Genomic DNA, 19,017 nt, shown 5'->3' with positions numbered 1-19,017 from the left:
GAACCGCACCCGCATGAGCGCGCCGCACGTGTCGCTCCCCGACCCGACGCACCTGGCCAACCTGCCCCATCTACCACCCTCCGACCCGCTGACCTCGCCCCTCACCGGCTGGACCCGCGCCCACTGGGAGGCCATCGCCGACCGCCTCCTCGACGCCCTGACGCCCTACGCCTCCCCGGGCCTGGCCCAGTACCGGCTGCCCGGCCCGCCCAGCCACTCCGGGCCCTGGTCGGACGGGTTGGAGGGCTTCGCCCGCTCCTTCCTGCTGGCCGCGTTCCGCATCGGCGGTTCGGGCGGGCAGGGCGTGTCCGGCCTGATCGAGCGGTACGCGGCCGGGCTCGCGGCCGGGTCCGACCCGCGCGGGCCCGACCGCTGGCCGCCCATCACCGACCGATCCCAGCCCATGGTCGAGGCCGCGTCCCTCGCGATCGCCCTGCACGAGACCCGCCCCTGGATCTGGGACCGGCTCGACGACGGGGTACGGCAGCGGGTCGCCGACTGGCTCGGCGGCTTCGTCGGAGCCGTGGTCAACGACTCCAACTGGCGGCTGTTCCAGGTCATCACCGAGGAGTTCCTCGCCTCCGTCGGCGCCCCGCACAGCCGCACCGAGATCGACGCCGGTCTCGCCCGCCTGGAGGACTGGTACCGGGGCGAGGGCTGGTACACCGACGGCGACGGCCGCAAGTTCGACTACTACAACGCCTGGGCGCTGCACCTCTACCCGGTCCTGTGGGCCCGTATCGCGGGGCCGCGCGCCGACCCACGGCTGGTGGCCGAACACCGCACGCGCCTGTGGTCGTTCCTCCACGACCACCAGCACTTCTTCGGCGCCGACGGCGCCCCCGTCCACCAGGGCCGCTCGCTCACCTACCGGTTCGCGACGACGGCCCCGCTGTGGGCGGGGGTCCTCGCCGACGCCACCCCGCTGCCGCCCGGCCGCACCCGCCGTCTTGCCTCCGGCGCGCTGAAGCACTTCGCCGAGCGCGGCGTGCCCGACGCGCAGGGGCTGCTCACACTCGGCTGGTACGGGCGGTTCCTCCCCGTCACCCAGCGATACTCGGGACCGGCCTCCCCCTACTGGGCGAGCAAGGCCTTCCTCGGCCTGCTCCTGCCCGCCGACCACCCCGTGTGGACCGCGCCCGAGGAACCCGGCCCGGTGGAGACGGCCGACGTGCGCCTCGCGCTACCTGCCCCCGGCTGGCTGCTGCACTCCACCGCCGCCGACGGGATCGTCCGGCTCGTCAACCACGGCAGCGACCGGCTTCCACCCCCACCCGCAACGGCCGAGGACAGCCCGCACTACGCCCGGTTCGCCTACTCCAGTGCGACGGCGCCCGAAACACCGGCCGCACCGGACACGGGCCTCGACAACCACATCGCCCTGCTCGCCCCCGACGGCACGCCCACCCCGCGCGGTCGCATCCACCCCCTCGGTGTCGCGGGCACGCGGGCCGCCTCCTGGCACCGGGCGGTGCTCCCCGGCAGCGACGAAGGACACCGCATCGAGACGGTCAGCGTGGCCCACGGCGCCTGGGAGGTCCGGGTGCACCGCGTCGACGCGCCGCCCGGCACACCCGTGCGCGAAGGGGGCTGGGCCGTCGCCGACGACAGCGCGCCGCCGGTCGCGTCGACCGGCCCCGGCTGGGCGCTGGCCCGGCGCGCGGACGGTCTGACCAGCACGGTCGTCGCCCTGCACGGGTGGCAGGACGCCGGGACGGCAGTGGTACACGCGGTCGGCGCCAACGCCTGCGGCCACCACTCGGCGACCCCGTGCCTCACCCTGCCCGCCCACCCGGGCGGCACCCACCTCCTGGTGACCCTCGTCGTACTGAGGGCCGGTCCGGAGACGAACGGCGAGGTGGAGATCCGCTTCCCGGACGGCACCCGGGAACGGGTGCCGCGGTGACCGGGTCGGGCCGCGGCGCGGCCCCGCGTCACCGCCTTCCTCACCAGCGGCCAGGCCGGCAGCAGCACGATCACCGCGTACACCGTCACGCCGTCTCGTCCATACCCCAGCGCGAACCGAGAGCAATGCGGTTAGCTGCTTAAGGGGTTCGGCGTGGTGGCAGGCCTGATACCGCGGGTTCACTCCTATGCCGGGGCCAGGGGTGGTTGCGTGCTCGCCGGCCGCTGACGGTCATCCGGTGCGGGCTGTAGGCGAAGACGCCGAGTCCGGCCCAGGTCTGCGCGCCTGCCAGGCGGCGCAGAGGGGGTGCGGTAGGCCCAGGGGAGTCGTGGCGCGATGACAGCGCGCGGTGATGGGCACGCGCGGCCGTATGAGCGGTGGCGACGGGTTCGGTGCGATCTATTGACGCGATTCGGACAACGGCATAATGTCCGCTTGCTTTGTTCGGTACACGGACACATGTTCGCATTGCGCACACAATCCGTCCTCGCCAGGAGGGGCCCATGCAAAGACGCGTTCTAGGACTTGCCGTAGCGGTACTGACGGTCGCAGCCGCGGCCGGATGCGGATCTTCTTCCGGGGCCGGCGGTTCGCCCTCCTCGGGCGGGGACAAGACCACCCAGGTCAAAGTGGGGATCATTCCGATCGTCGATGTGGCGCCCTTGTATCTGGGACAGGAGAAGGGATTCTTCAGCAGTCGCGGAATCGAATTGAAAATGGAGACCGCCCAAGGCGGTGCCGCGATCATCCCCGGCGTGGTGAGCGGTCAGTTCCAATTCGGGTTCAGCAATGTCACCTCGTTGATGATCGCCCAGACCAAGGGCGTGCCGCTCAAGTCCGTGGTCAACGGGGCCGCCTCCACCGGTGACACCGGCCAGGACATCAGCGGAGTGGCCGTCAAGAAGAACAGCCCGATCAAGTCGGCCAAGGACCTCGCCGGCAAGACCGTTGCGGTGAACACGCTGCAGAACATCGGGGACACCACGGTCCGCGAGTCGGTGCGCAAGGACGGCGGCGACCCCTCGAAGATCGAGTTCCTCGAGATGCCGTTCGACCAGATGCCCGCCGCGCTGGACGGCGGTCAGGTGGACGCCGCCTGGATGGGCGAGCCCGCGCTGACCATCGCCAAGGGACAGGGCGCACGGGTCGTGGCGTCGCCGTTCGCGGAGACCGACCCGAAGCTGACCATCGCGACGTACTTCGCCTCCACCAAGCTGGCCCAGGAGGACCCCGATCTGGTGAAGAAGTTCACCGAGGCGGTGGCCGAGTCGCTCGAGTACGCTTCGGCGCACCCGGACGAGGCACGTCAGATCGTCACGACGTACACCAAGATCGACGGTGAGGTGCTGAAGAACCTGACGCTGCCGACCTGGCCGGCGGCGTACGACATGGCCTCGCTGGAGAAGGTGGCCTCTCTCGGTGAGCAGGACGGCATCTTCGACGGCAAGAAGCCCGACCTGGATGCCCTGTTCTCATGACCGGGTCCGGGAGCACTTCTGCGCTGCCGAAGACCGCGGGTGCCGCCGGAGCCGATACGGCTCCCGGCGGTCCGGGCGGTGGCCGCGCCGGGCGCGTGCTGGAGGGAGCCGTTACGCCGCTGCGCGGCCTGGCCGGCCTGGCCGGGCTGGTGATGGTGCTTCAAGTCCTGCCGCACAGCGGGCTGGTGTCCGCCGACTACCTTCCGCCCGCGTCGGAGATGGGCCGGGCCCTGTTGCTCCTGCTCGCCGAGGAGGCGTTCTGGACCGCGTTGGGCGACACCCTGACCGGCTGGGGCCTCGGGCTCGCCATCGCCGTCGTGACGGGTGTGGTGGCCGGAATAGTGATCGGCTCCGTGCCCGTGCTGCGGGCGGTGACCGCCTCCACCATCGAGTTCCTGAGGCCGATACCGTCGGTGGCCCTGATCCCGGTGGCGGTCCTGCTCTACGGCACCGACCTGAGGTCGAAGCTGCTGCTGGTGGTGTACGCCTCCTTCTGGCAGGTGCTCGTCCAGGTGCTGGCCGGGATGCAGGACGTCGACCCGGTCGCGGACGACACCGCCCGCAGCTACCGGATGGGCAGGTGGGGGCGGGTGCGGTATGTCATGTGGCCCACCGCGCTGCCGTATGTGATGACGGGTGTGCGGCTGGCCGCGACCGTGGCGCTCGTCCTCGCCATCACCGCGGAACTCGTCATCGGTTCGCCCGGGCTGGGCCATCAGATCGCCGTGGCGCAGACGTCCGGCGCCGTGCCGCGGGTCTACGCCCTGGTCCTGGTCACCGGAGTGCTGGGCGTCGCGATCAATCTGGTGGCCCGGGCCGTCGAGCGGCGGGCGCTGCACTGGCATCAGTCCATCCGCAGGGAGGGGTAGCCGGATGATCCGGACAACGGTCCTCACCATGGCCCGGCGCGCCGCGCTGATCCTGGGCCTGCCCGCGGTCCTGTTCGCCGTGTGGTGGTTCGCCACCGCGGACAGCACCGACTTCTACGTCCCGCCGCTGGCCACCATCCTGCAGAAGTTCGGGGAGGTGTGGACGGGGGAACGGCTCCTGTCGGACGCTGTACCCAGCCTGCTCCGGCTGGCCACGGGCTACCTCCTCGCCGTCGTCATCGGCGTCGGATTCGGTCTGGTGGTCGGCATGAGCCGCGTCGCGCGCGACGTGCTGGAGCCGGTCCTGGAACTCTTCCGGGCCATCCCGCCCCCGGTGCTCGTGCCGGTGATCATGCTCTTCGCGGGCATCGGCGACACCATGAAGGTCCTCGTCATCGTCAGCGGCTGCGTGTGGCCGGTACTGCTCAACACGGTCGAGGGTGTCCGCGCCGTGGACGAGGTGCTCAGCGACACCTGCCGTTCGTACGGCATCACCGGCACCTCCCGGCTCCGGCACCTGATGCTGCGCTCGGCGAGCCCGCAGATCGCCACGGGCATGCGCCAGGCCCTCTCGATCGGGATCATCCTCATGGTCATCAGTGAGATGTTCGCCGCCAGCAACGGGCTCGGCTTCACCATCGTGCAGTTCCAGCGCTCGTTCGCCATACCCGAGATGTGGAGCGGCGTCCTGCTGCTCGGCCTGCTCGGCTTCGCCCTGTCGCTGCTCTTCCGATTCACCGAGAACCGGGTCCTGGCCTGGTACCAGGGCCTGCGCCGGGCTCAGCGCAACACCTGACAAGGAGACGTCGATGCTCGACGTACGCAACCTGAAGAAGATCTACACCGGACGCAATCGCAGTGTCGAAGCACTACGGAACCTCACATTCCATATCGGTGCCGGCGAACTCGTGTGCCTGGTCGGCCCGTCGGGATGCGGCAAGACGACCCTGCTGAAGTGCATGGCCGGACTACTCACGCCGACCAGCGGCGACGTCCGCCTGGACGACCGCCCGGTGGGCGGGCCGCCGCCCGACATGGCCGTGGTCTTCCAGGAGTACGGCCGTTCCCTGTTCGCCTGGATGAACGTACGCGACAACGTCGCCCTGCCCCTGCGCCGCAAGAAGCTCGGCAAGGCGCGGACACGGGAACTGGTGGACCAAGCCCTGGAAGTGGTCGGCCTCGCCGACGTGCACCAGGCCTACCCCTGGCAGCTCTCCGGAGGAATGCAGCAGCGCGTCGCCATCGCCCGAGCCGTCGCCTTCGAGCCGAAGGTGCTGCTCATGGACGAGCCCTTCGCGGCCGTCGACGCCCAGACGCGCGCCGAGCTGGAGGACCTCATCCGGCGCCTGTGGCACGACCTGGGCGTCACCGTCCTGTTCGTCACCCACGACATCGACGAGGCGGTCTACCTCGGCCAGCGCACCATCATCCTGTCCGCCTCGCCGACCGTGGTGCTGGAGGATCTGACGATCGATCTCCCCGACGAGCGCGACCAGTTGCACACCCGCGCCAGCCCCCGCTTCGCCGAACTGCGCGCCCACGTCTACGAGCAGATCCAGCGCGCCAAGCACCACAACGGCGACACGGACACGCCAGTGGCCGACCGCAGTGACGAACTCACCCTGCAGAAGTCCGAGTCCTGACACACCGTCCGACACAGGAGTCACAGCGCATGGACGACAACGAACCCGGGCGGTACTTCGTGCAGTCCCTGGAGCGAGGGCTGGCCGTCATCCGTGCGTTCAGCGCCGACACGCCCGCGATGACCCTCTCGGAGGTCGCCAGGGCCACCGGCATGAGCCGTGCCACCGCACGGAGGTTCCTGCTGACCTTCGCCGACCTGGGGTACATGGCCACGGACGGCCGCCACTTCCGCCTCACACCCCGCGTTCTGGAACTGGGCTACGCCTACCTGTCCAGCATGTCCCTGGCGGAGATCGCCCAGCCCCACCTGGAGCAACTGGTCGCCGAGGTGCGTGAGTCCTCGTCCATGGCGGTGCTCGACGGCGGGGACGTGGTGTACGTCAGCCGGGTACCCACCCGGCGGATCATGGCGGTCTCCATCAGTATCGGGACCCGCTTCCCCGCCCACGCCACCTCCCTCGGCCGGGTCCTGCTGGCCCACCTCGACGAGACCCGGCTGCGGCACTACCTGGACACCGCGTCCTTGGAGCCGCTGACCCCGGACACCATCACCTCCAAGGAGGCACTCGCCGCCGAACTGGAACAAGTGCGGGCACAGGGCTGGTGTCTGGTGGACCAGCAACTGGAAGAGGGCCTCATAGCGATCGGCGTACCCGTCCGGAACGAGGCACGTCGTGTGGTGGCAGGCATCAACCTCGCCACCCACGTCAGCCGGCGAACGCCGGATTCGATACGCCACGACCTGCTGCCGCCGCTCCTGGCCACCGCCGCCAACATCGAGGCCGAGCTGAAAGTCCTCGGCTGACGTTGCTGCCGGCGTGGTGGGCCGGGCCCTGGCTGACGGAAGTCGCGCCCAGCCGGACGAGGACCAGCGTTTGAAGGTCTGCTCAGCCCCACTCACCTGCTGCTGGTGTCTTGGTCAGAGGTGCAGCAGGTGTGCCGCGTTGCGGTGTGCGATGCGTGTGAGGTCGGCGCGGGAGAACGGCGCTGTGCGGAGGAACTCGACTGCCTCGGCCGTTGATTCGTAGGGGTAGTCGACGGCGAACAGCAGCCGGTCGGCGCCGATGGCCTGGACGGCTCCGAGGAGGGCCGCGTGGGAGAAGACGCCGCTGGTGGTCGCGTAGAGGTTGTGCCGCAGGTAGTGGGAGGGCAGGTGCCGTGGCCTGGTCTTGGGGTCGGCCTGGTGGTAGCGGCTGTCGAGCCGGGCCAACTGGAAAGGCAGGAGTTCTCCCATGTGCCCCAGCGTCACCGAGGCCCCGGGGAACTCGTCGAACACTCCGCCGTAGATCAGGCGCAGCGCGTGGGCACCGACCTGCGCTGTCCATCCCCAGGACGGCCCGCTCAGCACGGGATGGCCCTGGAACACCCGCCACTGATCGGCGGGGAAGAGCGCGGGATGGAGGTAGAGCGTCACGCCGAGCCGCTCGAGTTCGGCCCACACGGGGCGGAACCGCGGCTCGTCGAGGTAGTGGCCGTGCACGTGGTCGTTGTGCAGGACCCCCTTGAGGCCCAGTCGCTCCACCGCCCGGCGCAGTTCGGCCACGGCGGCCTTCGGGTCCTGCAACGGCAGGGCGGCGAAACCGGCGAACCGTGTCGGGTGCGCGGCGACCACTTCGGCCAGACGGTCGTTGACCCGGCGGGCCGTCGCCACGGCCTCGGCGGGGTCCTCGATGGCCTCCACGCCGGGTGAGGTGAGCGACAGGACCTGCATGTCCACGCCATGCTCGTCCATGTCCGCCAGCCGCAGCTCCGTGAGGTCGGCGAGCCGGCGCCCCCACTCTTCCCCCCAGCCGGGGGGCATCCGGGCTTCGCCCGGCCACGGGATCAGCTCCGGAACGGAGAACGCCTCTTCGACCGCGATCACCTTCATGCCGCGTCCCGGGCGGCCGGCGGCGCTCCCGGCCGACGTGGAGGTGGCGGCCTGGGCGGCGGACGGAGCCGCGAGGGCCGCCGTGCCGGCGGTGGTGCCGGCCACGGCGGCCAGCAGTCGCCGCCGCGAGGTGCCCGCGGTGAGGGGGGATCCGGACGATCCTGTCGTCATCGTCATGCCTTTCCATCGGTTCACGGGAAGCAGGGGCACGGGTCGGTCGGCGGGGATCGATGCGAACCCCGCACTTAGGTAACCTAATCGTAGGTTACCTAATGAAGGGTGATCTCGGAAGCTCCGGTGATGTGGGGCACCAGGTCCCACCGGCTTACGATCGGCGGACCGCGCCGAACCGACCACCCCACCGTGAAGGCAGAACCACATGTCCTCCTCCCCGTCTGAATCCGAGCCGCTCATCCGGCTGCTGTGGCGCGCACACAACTGGTTTCGGGCCGCCCTGACCACTGCGTTCGAGAACCAGGAAGACGGGGTGACCATCAGCGCGGCCCACGTGACCCTGCTCAGTCAGCTCCCGTCAGAAGGGGCGAGCATCGCCGAGCTGGCCCGGCGCCTGGGCGTCAGCGCCCCGACAGCGCATCAGTGGGTCCACGAACTCGTCGCCATGGGCGTGCTGACCGTGGAGAGCGATCCGCACTCCGCCCGGTCGAAGCTCGTGCGCCTCACGGCGGCCGGTGTCCGACGCCGCGAGGAGACGATGCGGATACTGGCCGGGATCGAAGCCGCGCTCGCCGGGCGCATCGGCGCGGATACCGTCATCGCGCTGCGGGCCGCACTGGAGGAACCGTGGGGATCTCCGGAATCGGCGGTAGCGGAACTCCCCGGCCCGTCCACCCCATGACGCTGTTGGCCGTCCACGTCGACCCCGGCCCGGCCGGAGCGCAACTGGCTCGGCGCCCAGGACTCCACGTGACTGCAGGCGCTCCTCGATCAGGTCACCGACGCGATCCCAACAGGTGCAACCGGCAGGCCCCCTCACCAGACCGGCCACCTTGCCGCAAGGACGGCACACCGGGGTGACCGTGCGAGCAGCCCACGCGTGCGTCATGGCCTCATCACCCTGCCCGGCTCCCGAAGAAGGCCTGCTTGCGCCGGAGTTTGCGGTTCCACCGGAACGTACGGGCGAGCCGGCCCAGCGCGGCACTGACATCCGCCGCGATCAGACCCAGAACGATGGTGCGCACCTCGTCGGTCATGGGCGCGCATGCCGGCGGGCCCGACGCACCGGTGTTCGACGCCTGCCTGACGCGGCCATGGCGATGAATTAAGCTGCGCGGACGGCCTTTGACTGGAGGTGCGGATGCGTCGCCCTGTCGCACGGAATCTGACGGTCCTGGCGGTTTCGGCCGCCGTGGTGATGTCGGTGGGAGCGGCGGCGCCGCCACCGACCGCGCAGCACACCGGCGTTGAGAAGTCCCCGCTGGCCGTCGGTTACGGCGGTGCCGTCTCGAGCGTCGATCCCGACGCCTCCGCCGCCGGGATCGAGGTCCTCAGGAAGGGCGGCAACGCCGTCGACGCGGCCGTCGCCACGGCCGCCGCGCTCGGCGTCACCGAGCCCTACTCCGCCGGCATCGGCGGAGGCGGCTACTTCGTCTACTACGACGCCGAGTCCCGCACGGTGCGTACCATCGACGGCCGCGAGACCGCCCCGCTGAGCGCCGACGAGAACCTCTTCGTCGAGAACGGCAAGCCCCTCGCCTTCGCCGAGGCCGTCAGCAGCGGCCTGAGCGTCGGCACCCCCGGCACGCCCGCCACCTGGCAGACGGCGCTCGACAAGTGGGGCAGCAAGCGGCTCTCCACTGTGCTGAAGCCGGCCGAGCGGATCGCCCGTGAGGGCTTCACCGTCGACGAGACCTTCCGCTCGCAGACGGCGTCCAACGAGACCCGCTTCCGCTACTTCCCGGACACCGCCGACCTGTTCCTGCCGGGCGGGCGACTCCCGGTCGTCGGCTCCACCTTCAAGAACCCCGACCTCGCCCGCACGTACGCGGAGCTGGGACGCAAGGGCGTCGACACGCTCTACCACGGCCGGCTCGGCCGGGACGTCGTCAACACCGTCAACAAGCCGCCGGTGGACCCCGGTTCGGGCTGGAACGCCCGGCCCGGCGACCTGACCGCCAAGGATCTGGCCACCTACCGCACCAGGCTCCAGGCACCCAGCAGGACCTCGTACCGCGGCCTCGGCGTCCACTCCATGGCACCGTCCTCCTCCGGCGGCACGACGGTCGGGGAGGCGCTCAACATCCTCGAACGGACCGACCTGTCCAAGGCGAGCAGGGCGCGCTATCTGCACCGCTTCATCGAGGCCAGCCGGATCGCCTTCGCCGACCGGGGACGGTGGGTGGGCGACCCCGCCTTCGAGGACGTGCCGACGAGGGAACTGCTGTCGCAGCGGTTCGCCGACTCGCGCGAGTGCCTCATCAAGGACGACGCGGTGCTGACCAGCCCCGTGGCGCCCGGCGACCCGCGTCAGCCGCAGCGCTGCGGCTCCGGCGGCACGGCGGCTCCCACGACGTACGAGGGTGACAGCACCACGCATCTGTCGGTGGCCGACAAATGGGGGAACGTCGTCGCCTACACCCTCACCATCGAGCAGACCGGCGGCAGCGGAATCACCGTCCCCGGGCGGGGATTCATCCTCAACAACGAGCTGACGGACTTCTCCTTCACCCCGGCGAACCCGGCCGTGCACGACCCGAACCTGCCGGGGCCGGGCAAACGTCCGCGGTCGTCCATGGCGCCGACGATCGTGCTGGACCGGCACGACAGGCCCGTGGTGGCGCTGGGGTCGCCGGGCGGCGCGACGATCATCACGACCGTGCTGCAGACGCTCACCGGCTTCGTCGACCGGGGGCTGCCGCTGGTCGACGCGATCGCGGCACCCCGGGCCAGCCAGCGCAACGCCGCACAGACCGATCTGGAGCCCGGGCTGTACGACAGTGACCTGAGGCAGCGGTTGGAGGCCATCGGGCACTCCTTCAAGGAGAACCCGGAGATCGGCGCGGCCACGGGTGTGCAGCGGCTGCCCGGTGGGAAGTGGCTGGCAGCCGCTGAGACCGCGCGGCGGGGCGGAGGGTCGGCGATGGTGGTGTGGCCCGAGCGTTGAGGTGCGGGTGCGGGGTGCGGGGTGCGGGGTGCCGGTGGGCCGGCGCGGGGGCTGGTCGCGCCCACGCACCGGCACTCGCACCGCACCCGCACCTCGACACGGCCCCGCGCCCCTAGGAGGGCGCTGCCGACACCTGCGTCTCGAAGGCCAGGTGTCCGTCCTTGACGTCCACTGTCACCCTGCCGCCCTCATCGACCCTGCCGTCCAGCAACAGGCGTGACAGCTCGTTGTCCACCTCGCGCTGGATGGTGCGGCGCAGCGGACGGGCGCCGTACTCCGGCTGGTAGCCGCGGTCGGCCAGCCACTCCACGGCCCGGTCGGTGAACGTCACCGTGATGCCCTTGCCCCGCACCAGGGAACGGGTGCGGTCCAGCAGGAGGTTGGTGATCCGGCGCAGCTGCTCCGTGGTGAGCTGGCGGAAGACGACGATCTCGTCGATGCGGTTGAGGAACTCGGGGCGGAAGTGCTCACGCAGCGGGCGCAGGATCTGCTCGCGGCGGGCCTCCTCGTCCGCGTCGGCGCCGCCCGCGGCGAAGCCCGTCGTGGCGCCCCGGCGGGTGATCGCCTCGGAGCCGAGGTTGCTCGTCATCACGATGACCGTGTTGCTGAAGTCCACCGTGCGGCCCTGGGAGTCGGTCAGCCGGCCGTCGTCGAGGACCTGGAGCAGGATGTTGAAGACGTCGGGGTGGGCCTTCTCCACCTCGTCCAGCAGGAGCAGCGAGTACGGGTGGCGGCGCACGACCTCGGTGAGCTGGCCCGCCTCCTCGTGGCCGACGTAGCCGGGCGGGGCGCCGACCAGCCGGCTGACGGTGTGGCGCTCCTGGTACTCGCTCATGTCGAGCCGGACCATGCGGTCCTCGCTGCCGAACAGCGCCTCGGCGAGCACCCGGGCCAGTTCGGTCTTGCCGACGCCCGTCGGGCCGAGGAACAGGAAGCTGCCGATCGGGCGGTCGGGAGCGGCGAGCCCGGCGCGGGAGCGCAGCACCGCGTCCGAGACGACCCGCACGGCTTCGTCCTGGCCGACGACCCGCTGGTGCAGATGTTCCTCCAGACCCAGCAGGCGTTCCTTCTCCTCCTGGGTGAGGCTGCTGACCGGGATGCCGGTCTGCCGGGACACCACCTCCGCGATCGCCTCGGCACCGACCACGAGGTCCTGACCCTCGTCGACCTCGCTGTCGCCACCGGCGTCGGTGATCCGCTGCTTCAGCTCCATGATCCGGTCGCGCAGTTGGGTGGCCTGCTCGTACTGCTCGTCCGCGACGGCCTGGTCCTTGTCCCGGGTCAGTTGCTCCAGCTCCCGCTCCAGGGCCCGTACGTCCGTGCCCTTGGTCCGGGCCCGCAGCCGCACCCGGGCACCGGCCTGGTCGATCAGGTCGATCGCCTTGTCGGGCAGGCGGCGGTCGGTGAGGTAGCGGTCCGACAGCTCCACGGCCGCGACCAGGGCCTCGTCGGTGTAGCGGACCTGGTGGTGGGCCTCGTAGCGGTCCTGGAGGCCGCGCAGGATCTCGATCGCGTCCGCGGGGGTCGGCTCCGGCACCATGATCGGCTGGAAGCGGCGGGCCAGCGCCGCGTCCTTTTCGATGCGGCGGTACTCCTCCAGTGTGGTGGCGCCCACGATGTGCAGCTCGCCCCGGGCGAGGGCCGGCTTGAGGATGTTGCCGGCGTCCATCGAGCTGCCGTCGCCGCCACCGGAACCGGCGCCCACGACCGTGTGCAACTCGTCGATGAAGATGATCAACTGGTCGGAGTGGGCGCGGATCTCGCCCACGATGTTGTTCATCCGCTCCTCGAAATCACCCCGGTAGCGGGTGCCCGCGACCACGCCCGTGAGGTCCAGGGCGACCACCCGGCGCCCGAGCAGCACATCGGGCACGTCCGCCTCGGAGATGCGCTGCGCGAGCCCCTCCACGATGGCCGTCTTGCCGACCCCCGCGTCACCGATCAGCACCGGGTTGTTCTTGCCGCGGCGCGAGAGGACCTCGACGGTCTGCTCGATCTCCTGGTCCCGGCCGATCACCGGGTCGATCCGGCCCTGCCGGGCCAGCTCGGTGAGGTCGCGGCCGTACTTGTCGAGGGTCGGCGTGTTCGTCGGACGCGGGCGCTCGGATTGGGGGACCTCCGGTGCCTCGGGCGGTTCGGAGGGGGCGAAGCGGGCGGCGTTGAGGATGTGCCCGGCGGCCGAGTCGGGGTTCGACGCCAGGGCGCTCAGCACGTGCTCCGGGCCGATGTAGCCGTAGCCGCGCGCCCGGGCCATGTCGTGCGCGTCCAGCAGGGCCCGCTTCGCGGCCGGGGTGAGGGAGAGCGCGGTGGGCGGCGGGGCGTCGTCCGGCGTGTGCTGGGCGGGTCCCGACCGGTCGTCGATCTGCGAGGCCAGCGAGTCGGGGTTGGCGCCGGCCTTGCTGAGCAGGGTGCGGGTGGGCTCGGTGGCGAGCGCCGCCCGCAGCAGGTGCTGGGTGTCGAGGTCCCGGCTGCCGTGCTCGGCGGCGTACTGGGCGGCGCCGCGGACGAGCTCCCGGGCCGGCTGACTGAGCAGCCGCCCGAGATCGATCTGCCGGGGACCTGGACGCGGTCCGCCGAAGAAGCGTGCGAGGAATTCTCCGAAGGGGTCCGAGCCGTAGCCCTCCGGGCTGGTGAAGCCGCTGCTCATGGGCCTTCCGTTCCCGGCGTCCCCGGCGCGCGGGCGGGGGACGCCCTCGCTGGTCGACGTGCCGGGGTCGGGTAACCCGGGTGGCAGCCGGTTACACCTGGGGCGCGCTCGTAGAACACCTTCGCACGATCGTGGACGAGGGGCACCTTCAGGGCATACCGGGAGGAAAGGGAGTATGTGACGGGCTTCAGCGCGCCGTCAGGATCCTCGGCCCGGAATCCGTGATCGCCACCGTGTGCTCCGCGTGAGCGGCGCGGGAACCGTCGTTGGTCTTCAGGGTCCAGCCGTCGGAGGCCGCGTGGTAGCCGTCCGTGCCGCCCGCGATGACCATGGGCTCGATCGCCAGCACCATGCCGTGCCGCAGCCGCATGCCGCGACCCGGGCGGCCCTCGTTCGGCACCCCGGGGTCCTCGTGCATGCGGCGGCCGATGCCGTGGCCGCCGAAGCCGTCCGGGATGCCGTAGCCGGCGTCCCGGCACACCGTGCCGATCGCGTGGGCGATGTCGCCGATGCGATGGCCCACGACGGCGGCCTCGATGCCGGCCGCGAGGGCCTGCTCGACGGTGCGGATGAGGCGGAGGTCCGTGGCGCGCGGGGTGCCCACGACGAAACTGAGCGCGGAGTCGCCGACCCAGCCGCCCAGTTCGGCGCCGAAGTCGATGGAGACCAGGTCGCCGTCGCGCAGGCGGTAGCGGGTCGGGACGCCGTGCACGATCGCGTCGTTGACCGAGACGCACAGGACGGCGGGGAAGGGGGTCGGTGCGAAAGACGGCCGGTATCCGAGGAAGGGCGAGGCCGCGCCCGCCTCGCGCAGGACGTCGTGCGCCACCTCGTCCAGTTCCAGCAGGGAGACGCCCACGTCGGCGGCCTTCCGGGCGGCCGTCAGGGCGCGGGCGACGACCTGGCCCGCCTCGTACATCGCGTCGATCGAAGTGTCTGTCTTGAGCTCCACCATGCCAATTACTATACCGGTATTAGAATGGGGTCATGGTGCGCACCCCTCTCACCCCAGAAGAGCGCGAACGCGGCGAGCGGCTCGGCCGGTTGCTGCGTGAAGCGCGTGGCTCCCGGAGCATGACGGAGATCGCGGCGAGCGCGGGCGTCTCCGCGGAGACTCTCCGGAAGATCGAGACCGGACGGGCCCCGACCCCGGCCTTCTTCACGGTGGCCGCGCTGGCCGGAGTGCTCGGGCTGTCGATGGACGAACTGGCGGGCCAGTGCGTGCTGGTGCCCGTCTGAGACTCCCGCGCCCCGTGTGAAAACTCCCCGTAGCACGTCCGTAACACGACTGGTGTTGCCTACGGGGCGGAGTGCTCCGGTCTCACGGGAGTTGAGCGATGGCGGCGGATCGACTCCCGGCTGAGGTCGGGGAGTTCGCGACCTACCTGAACGGCCTGCTGGCACGTCTCGATCCGTCCGGAGGCTGGTGCGCGGTCTTCTGGCACCGCGATCCGGAGGGCATGCGGGCCTGTCTCGACGGGCGGGAGATGCCGCCGTGGGACGTGGTCGAGGCCCTGCTCCAGGATCTCGCCGGGCGGTACGGCCCCGGAAACGCCGGCCCGGAGCAGGGCCGCGCCCGGTCCCTGCACGCCGCGGCGCTCGCCGCGTACGACACCCGGCCGGGGGGTCGCCACGCCCTCGGTGACCGCCTCGACGTCATGCTCCGCGAACAGCGGCACGCCGCGGAACGCCGGGCCGCCCTGGCCCGCCAGCTGACCTCGGCCACGACCCGCTCACAGGCGGACGCCCTCCGTCTGGATCTCGCCTGGGCCCAGGACGACCACGAACGGGCCGCCGCGCGCTGCGCGGAACTCCGCGCGCGGATCGCTCAGGCGGACCGGCGCGAGCAGGGGCCGCCCCCCGGAACACGGAGCGACGCCGACGCGCCGCACGGCGCCGGGGCGGGATCACCCGCCCTGGCGCAGCAGCACCGCACGACTCCGGCCTGGACGCCGACCACCACACCCGGCCGGTACGGCGCCGTCACCCCGGAGACCGGACGGCACGCCCAGGGGCGTCCGGGGGCCGGGAGCGGCTCCGGGGAGGCCGTGGAGGGGGTCAGGCCCGAGGGGTTCGCGGGCCCGGGTGGGGCCGGGGCCGGCGGGCCGCACGCCCCGGGACGTCCGGATCCCCGAAGCGGCTCCGGGGAGGCCGGAGAAGGGGTCACACCCGACCCGTTCGCGGGCCCGGGTGGGGCCGGGGTCGACGGATGGCGTGCCCTGCGGCGTCCGGGGGCCCGGAGTGGCTCCGGGGTGGCCGTCGGAGGGGGCAGGCCCGAGGAATTCGCGGGCCCGGGCCGGACCGGAGCCGGGGGGCGCGTTCCGCAGGGCGCGGAGCCTCGTAGTGCCCGTGCGGAAGCCGTCGCGGGCGGTTCGCCCGACGCGTTCCCCGCTGCGGCCCTCCCCGACGCGTTCACCGCCCCGGCCCCCGCGGCCCCCACGTCCAAGCAGCGCAAACGCCGTCGTGGCAGCGCCCGTTTCGCCGGCATGGCGGACGAGGGCACCGCACCCGTCACGGTGCCGCCCGCTGTCGTGCCGGTCTTGCCCGAACCCGCCCCCGCCGCCACCGGTCGCACCCCCCGGGGTGCGCGCTTCGCCGGGGCCGCCGAGGAGGCGGGGGGCGAGCGCCCGGTGCGGGAGGCGGACCCGGCCGGGGCCGCCGACCTGGCCGAGGTGGAAAGGACCGTCGACGCGCTGGCCCGGCTGCGGAGCGAGGGGCGCAGTGGGGAGGCCCACGCGCTGCTCGCCGAGGTCGCCTCGTGGGAGCCCGGCCGGTTCCCGCTGCTCGCGCAGGGGCTGCACGCCGCCGGGCTGGGCGCCGACTGGCAGACCCTGCTGTGGGAGGCCGCCTCGCTGCCCGCCGGGCGGCTGGTCGCCGTCGCCGACGCGCTGGTCGCGGCCGGGCGGCCGGGGGACGGGCGGCAGATGCTGCGGCAGGGGGTCGCCCGGCCGCCGGGCGAGCTCGGGCAGGCCGTCCTCGACCTGGTCGCCGAGGAGCGCCACCGCGAGGTGAGGGTGCTGCTCGACGCGTTCGTGGGGGCCCGTACCCCCGAGGAGGCCGCCCGCAGCGCCGAGCCCGGTCCGGGGTGCCTCGTGCCGCTCCTGCTGGAAGCCGCCCGGGGCGTCTCTCAGGAGCGCCACCGGGATGTCGTGCACGCCCTGCGCGTCGCCGGATTACCCGCCTGACCGGCGACATCGCGCCCCGGGCGACTCACCCACCGGAGTGCGAATCGCGCAATGCCCCGCGGGTTGGCGACGATGGTCTTGGCAACCCCGTGCCAGAGGCTTACGTTCGTGGCTCTACGCCCCGCTTCTACGGGCGTAGAGGCGCAGACGTCGCGTCGAAGGAGCAGCTCATGGCCAACGTCGTACGTGCCGCCCTGGTCCAGGCCACCTGGACCGGCGACACCGAGTCCATGGTGGCGAAACACGAGGAGCACGCCCGCGAGGCGGCCCGCCGGGGCGCGAAGATCATCGGCTTCCAGGAAGTCTTCAACAGCCCCTACTTCTGTCAGGTCGAGGAACCCGAGCACTACCGCTGGGCCGAACCCGTCCCCGACGGGCCGACCGTGCGGCGCATGCGGGCACTCGCGCGCGAGACCGGCATGGTCATCGTCGCGCCGGTGTTCGAGGCGGAGCAGCCCGGCTTCTACTACAACACCGCGGCCGTGATCGACGCCGACGGCACCTACCTCGGCAAGTACCGCAAGCACCACATCCCGCAGCTCAAGGGCTTCCGCGAGAAGTTCTACTTCAAGCCCGGCAACCTCGGCTGGCCCGTCTTCGACACGGCCGTCGGCAAGGTCGGCGTGTACATCTGCTACGACCGCCACTTCCCGGAGGGCTGGCGGCAGCTCGGCCTGGCCGGAGCCCAGCTGGTCTACAACCCCTCGGCCACCCACCGGAGTCTGTCGTCCCACCTGTGGCGGCTGGAGCAGCCCGCGGCCGCCGTCGCCAACGGGTACTACATCGCCGCCATCAACCGCGTCGGGCAGGAGGAGTACGGCGACAACGACTTCTACGGCACGAGCTACTTCGTCGACCCGCGCGGGCAGTTCGTGGGGGACGTCGCCAGCGACAGCCAGGAGGAGCTCGTGATCCGGGAACTGGACATCGACCTCATCGAAGAAGTGCGGCAGACGTGGGCCTTCTACCGCGACCGCCGTCCCGATGCCTACGAAGGGCTGGTGAAGCCGTGATCAACGACCTCCTGGGCCGCCACCGGGCCGTGCTCCCCGACTGGCTCGCCCTCTACTACGAGGAGCCCCTCGAGATCACCCACGGCGAGGGCCGCCATGTCTGGGACGCGCAGGGCAACCGCTACCTCGACTTCTTCGGCGGCATCCTCACCACCATGACGGCGCACGCGCTGCCCGAGGTGACCAAGGCGGTGAGCGAGCAGGCCGGGCGGATCATCCACTCCTCGACCCTCTACCTCAACCGCCCGATGGTCGAACTCGCCGAGCGCATCGCCCGGTTGAGCGGCATCCCGGACGCCCGCGTCTTCTTCACCACCTCGGGTACCGAGGCCAACGACACCGCGCTGCTGCTGGCCACGGCGTACCGGCGCAGCAACACCATCCTGGCCATGCGCAACAGCTACCACGGCCGCTCCTTCAGCTCCGTGGGCATCACCGGCAACAGCGGCTGGTCCCCGACCTCGCTCTCCCCGCTTCAGACGCTGTACGTCCATGGCGGCGTGCGCACGCGCGGCCCGTTCGCCTCCCTGGGCGACGACGACTTCATCGCGGCCTGTGTCGAGGACCTCAAGGACCTGCTCGGCCACACCCGCCCCCCGGCCGCGCTGATCGCCGAACCCGTCCAGGGAGTCGGCGGCTTCACCGCACCGCCGGACGGGCTGTACGCGGCGTTCCGCGAGGTGCTGCGCGAACGCGGCATCCTGTGGATCGCCGACGAGGTGCAGACCGGCTGGGGCCGCACAGGCGACCACTTCTGGGGCTGGCAGGCCCACGGCCGCAACGGACCGCCGGACATCATGACCTTCGCCAAGGGCATCGGCAACGGCATGTCCATCGGCGGGGTCGTCGCCCGCTCCGAGATCATGAACTGCCTGGACTCCCACAGCATCTCCACCTTCGGCGGCACCCAGATCACCATGGCGGCGGGCCTCGCCAACCTCACCTACCTGCTGGAACACGACCTCCAGGGCAACGCCCGGCGCGTCGGCGGCCTGCTCATCGAGCGGCTGCGGTCCGTCGCCGCCCAGGTGCCGGCCGTGCGGGAGGTACGCGGCCGGGGGCTGATGATCGGCATCGAGATCACCAGGCCCGGGACCGACGAGGCCGATCCGCAGACCGCCGCGGCCGTCCTGGAGGCGGCCCGCGAGGGCGGCCTGCTGATCGGCAAGGGCGGCGGGCACAACACCAGTGCGCTGCGCGTCGCCCCGCCGCTGTCCCTCACCGTCGCGGAGGCCGAGGAAGGCGCCGCGATCCTCGAGAACGCTCTGAGGAGCATCCGGTAGC

General features: G+C 71.6%; 16 protein-coding genes. 12 read left to right on the top strand and 4 right to left on the bottom strand.

Annotated features, from left to right (window positions below):
- Positions 1-13: 13 nt before the first annotated feature.
- From QNO09_RS17615 to QNO09_RS17590, 6 genes are all read left to right on the top strand, one after another.
- Positions 14-1,906 (top strand): DUF2264 domain-containing protein, encoded by a 1,893-nt coding sequence (locus QNO09_RS17615; RefSeq protein WP_283971139.1) that lies wholly within the window; start codon positions 14-16, stop codon positions 1,904-1,906.
- Between the two features lie 503 nt (positions 1,907-2,409).
- Entirely contained in the window at positions 2,410-3,384 is a 975-nt protein-coding gene (locus tag QNO09_RS17610; protein ID WP_283971138.1) for an ABC transporter substrate-binding protein, read from the top strand.
- A gap of 152 nt (positions 3,385-3,536) precedes the next feature.
- The gene (locus QNO09_RS17605; RefSeq protein WP_283971206.1) at positions 3,537-4,253 is read left to right on the top strand and encodes an ABC transporter permease; all 717 of its coding nucleotides are present in this window, start codon (positions 3,537-3,539) and stop codon (positions 4,251-4,253) included.
- A gap of 4 nt (positions 4,254-4,257) precedes the next feature.
- Entirely contained in the window at positions 4,258-5,049 is a 792-nt protein-coding gene (locus QNO09_RS17600; RefSeq protein WP_283971137.1) for an ABC transporter permease, read from the top strand.
- 13 nt (positions 5,050-5,062) lie between these two features.
- Positions 5,063-5,896, top strand: coding sequence for an ABC transporter ATP-binding protein (locus QNO09_RS17595; RefSeq protein WP_283971136.1), 834 nt, complete (start codon positions 5,063-5,065; stop codon positions 5,894-5,896).
- A 29-nt stretch (positions 5,897-5,925) separates the two neighbouring features.
- Positions 5,926-6,702 (top strand): IclR family transcriptional regulator domain-containing protein, encoded by a 777-nt coding sequence (locus tag QNO09_RS17590; RefSeq protein ID WP_283971135.1) that lies wholly within the window; start codon positions 5,926-5,928, stop codon positions 6,700-6,702.
- 114 nt (positions 6,703-6,816) lie between these two features.
- Here QNO09_RS17590 and QNO09_RS17585 read toward each other — a convergent pair whose 3' ends face one another.
- Positions 6,817-7,944: an amidohydrolase family protein gene (locus QNO09_RS17585; RefSeq protein WP_283971134.1), complete on the bottom strand. Its 1,128-nt coding sequence runs from the start codon at positions 7,942-7,944 to the stop codon at positions 6,817-6,819.
- 202 nt (positions 7,945-8,146) lie between these two features.
- Here QNO09_RS17585 and QNO09_RS17580 point away from each other — a divergent pair, with 202 nt between their 5' ends.
- Positions 8,147-8,623, top strand: a complete 477-nt coding sequence (locus tag QNO09_RS17580; RefSeq protein ID WP_283971133.1) for a MarR family winged helix-turn-helix transcriptional regulator — start codon at positions 8,147-8,149, stop codon at positions 8,621-8,623.
- Positions 8,624-8,837: 214 nt separating this feature from the next.
- Here the strand turns inward: QNO09_RS17580 and QNO09_RS17575 are convergent, their stop codons facing one another.
- Positions 8,838-8,978, bottom strand: a complete 141-nt coding sequence (locus QNO09_RS17575) for a hypothetical protein (protein ID WP_283971212.1) — start codon at positions 8,976-8,978, stop codon at positions 8,838-8,840.
- Between the two features lie 104 nt (positions 8,979-9,082).
- Here QNO09_RS17575 and ggt point away from each other — a divergent pair, with 104 nt between their 5' ends.
- Positions 9,083-10,888: a gamma-glutamyltransferase gene (gene ggt, locus QNO09_RS17570; protein ID WP_283971132.1), complete on the top strand. Its 1,806-nt coding sequence runs from the start codon at positions 9,083-9,085 to the stop codon at positions 10,886-10,888.
- A 112-nt stretch (positions 10,889-11,000) separates the two neighbouring features.
- Here the strand turns inward: ggt and QNO09_RS17565 are convergent, their stop codons facing one another.
- A complete protein-coding gene (locus QNO09_RS17565) occupies positions 11,001-13,535 on the bottom strand; it encodes an ATP-dependent Clp protease ATP-binding subunit (RefSeq protein WP_283971131.1) in 2,535 nt (844 codons plus the stop codon).
- A gap of 187 nt (positions 13,536-13,722) precedes the next feature.
- On the bottom strand, positions 13,723-14,490 hold the full coding sequence (gene map / locus QNO09_RS17560; RefSeq protein WP_283971130.1) for a type I methionyl aminopeptidase: 768 nt from the start codon (positions 14,488-14,490) through the stop codon (positions 13,723-13,725).
- A gap of 32 nt (positions 14,491-14,522) precedes the next feature.
- Here map and QNO09_RS17555 point away from each other — a divergent pair, with 32 nt between their 5' ends.
- From QNO09_RS17555 to QNO09_RS17540, 4 genes are all read left to right on the top strand, one after another.
- Complete coding sequence (locus tag QNO09_RS17555) at positions 14,523-14,774, top strand: helix-turn-helix domain-containing protein (RefSeq protein ID WP_283971129.1); 252 nt, start codon at positions 14,523-14,525, stop codon at positions 14,772-14,774.
- 98 nt (positions 14,775-14,872) lie between these two features.
- Positions 14,873-16,720, top strand: coding sequence for a hypothetical protein (locus QNO09_RS17550; protein WP_283971128.1), 1,848 nt, complete (start codon positions 14,873-14,875; stop codon positions 16,718-16,720).
- A gap of 170 nt (positions 16,721-16,890) precedes the next feature.
- Positions 16,891-17,733 (top strand): nitrilase-related carbon-nitrogen hydrolase, encoded by an 843-nt coding sequence (locus QNO09_RS17545; RefSeq protein WP_283971127.1) that lies wholly within the window; start codon positions 16,891-16,893, stop codon positions 17,731-17,733.
- The gene (locus tag QNO09_RS17540) at positions 17,730-19,016 is read left to right on the top strand and encodes an aspartate aminotransferase family protein (RefSeq protein ID WP_283971126.1); all 1,287 of its coding nucleotides are present in this window, start codon (positions 17,730-17,732) and stop codon (positions 19,014-19,016) included. Before QNO09_RS17545 ends, QNO09_RS17540 begins: the two co-directional genes overlap by 4 nt.
- The last annotated feature ends 1 nt before the right edge of the window (position 19,017 follow it).

Source organism: Streptomyces sp. 378 (genome assembly GCF_030124145.1).
Taxonomy (GTDB): domain Bacteria; phylum Actinomycetota; class Actinomycetes; order Streptomycetales; family Streptomycetaceae; genus Streptomyces.
The sequence above is the reverse complement of the archived record's forward strand: the minus strand, read 5'-3'. Positions and strand labels throughout refer to the sequence as shown.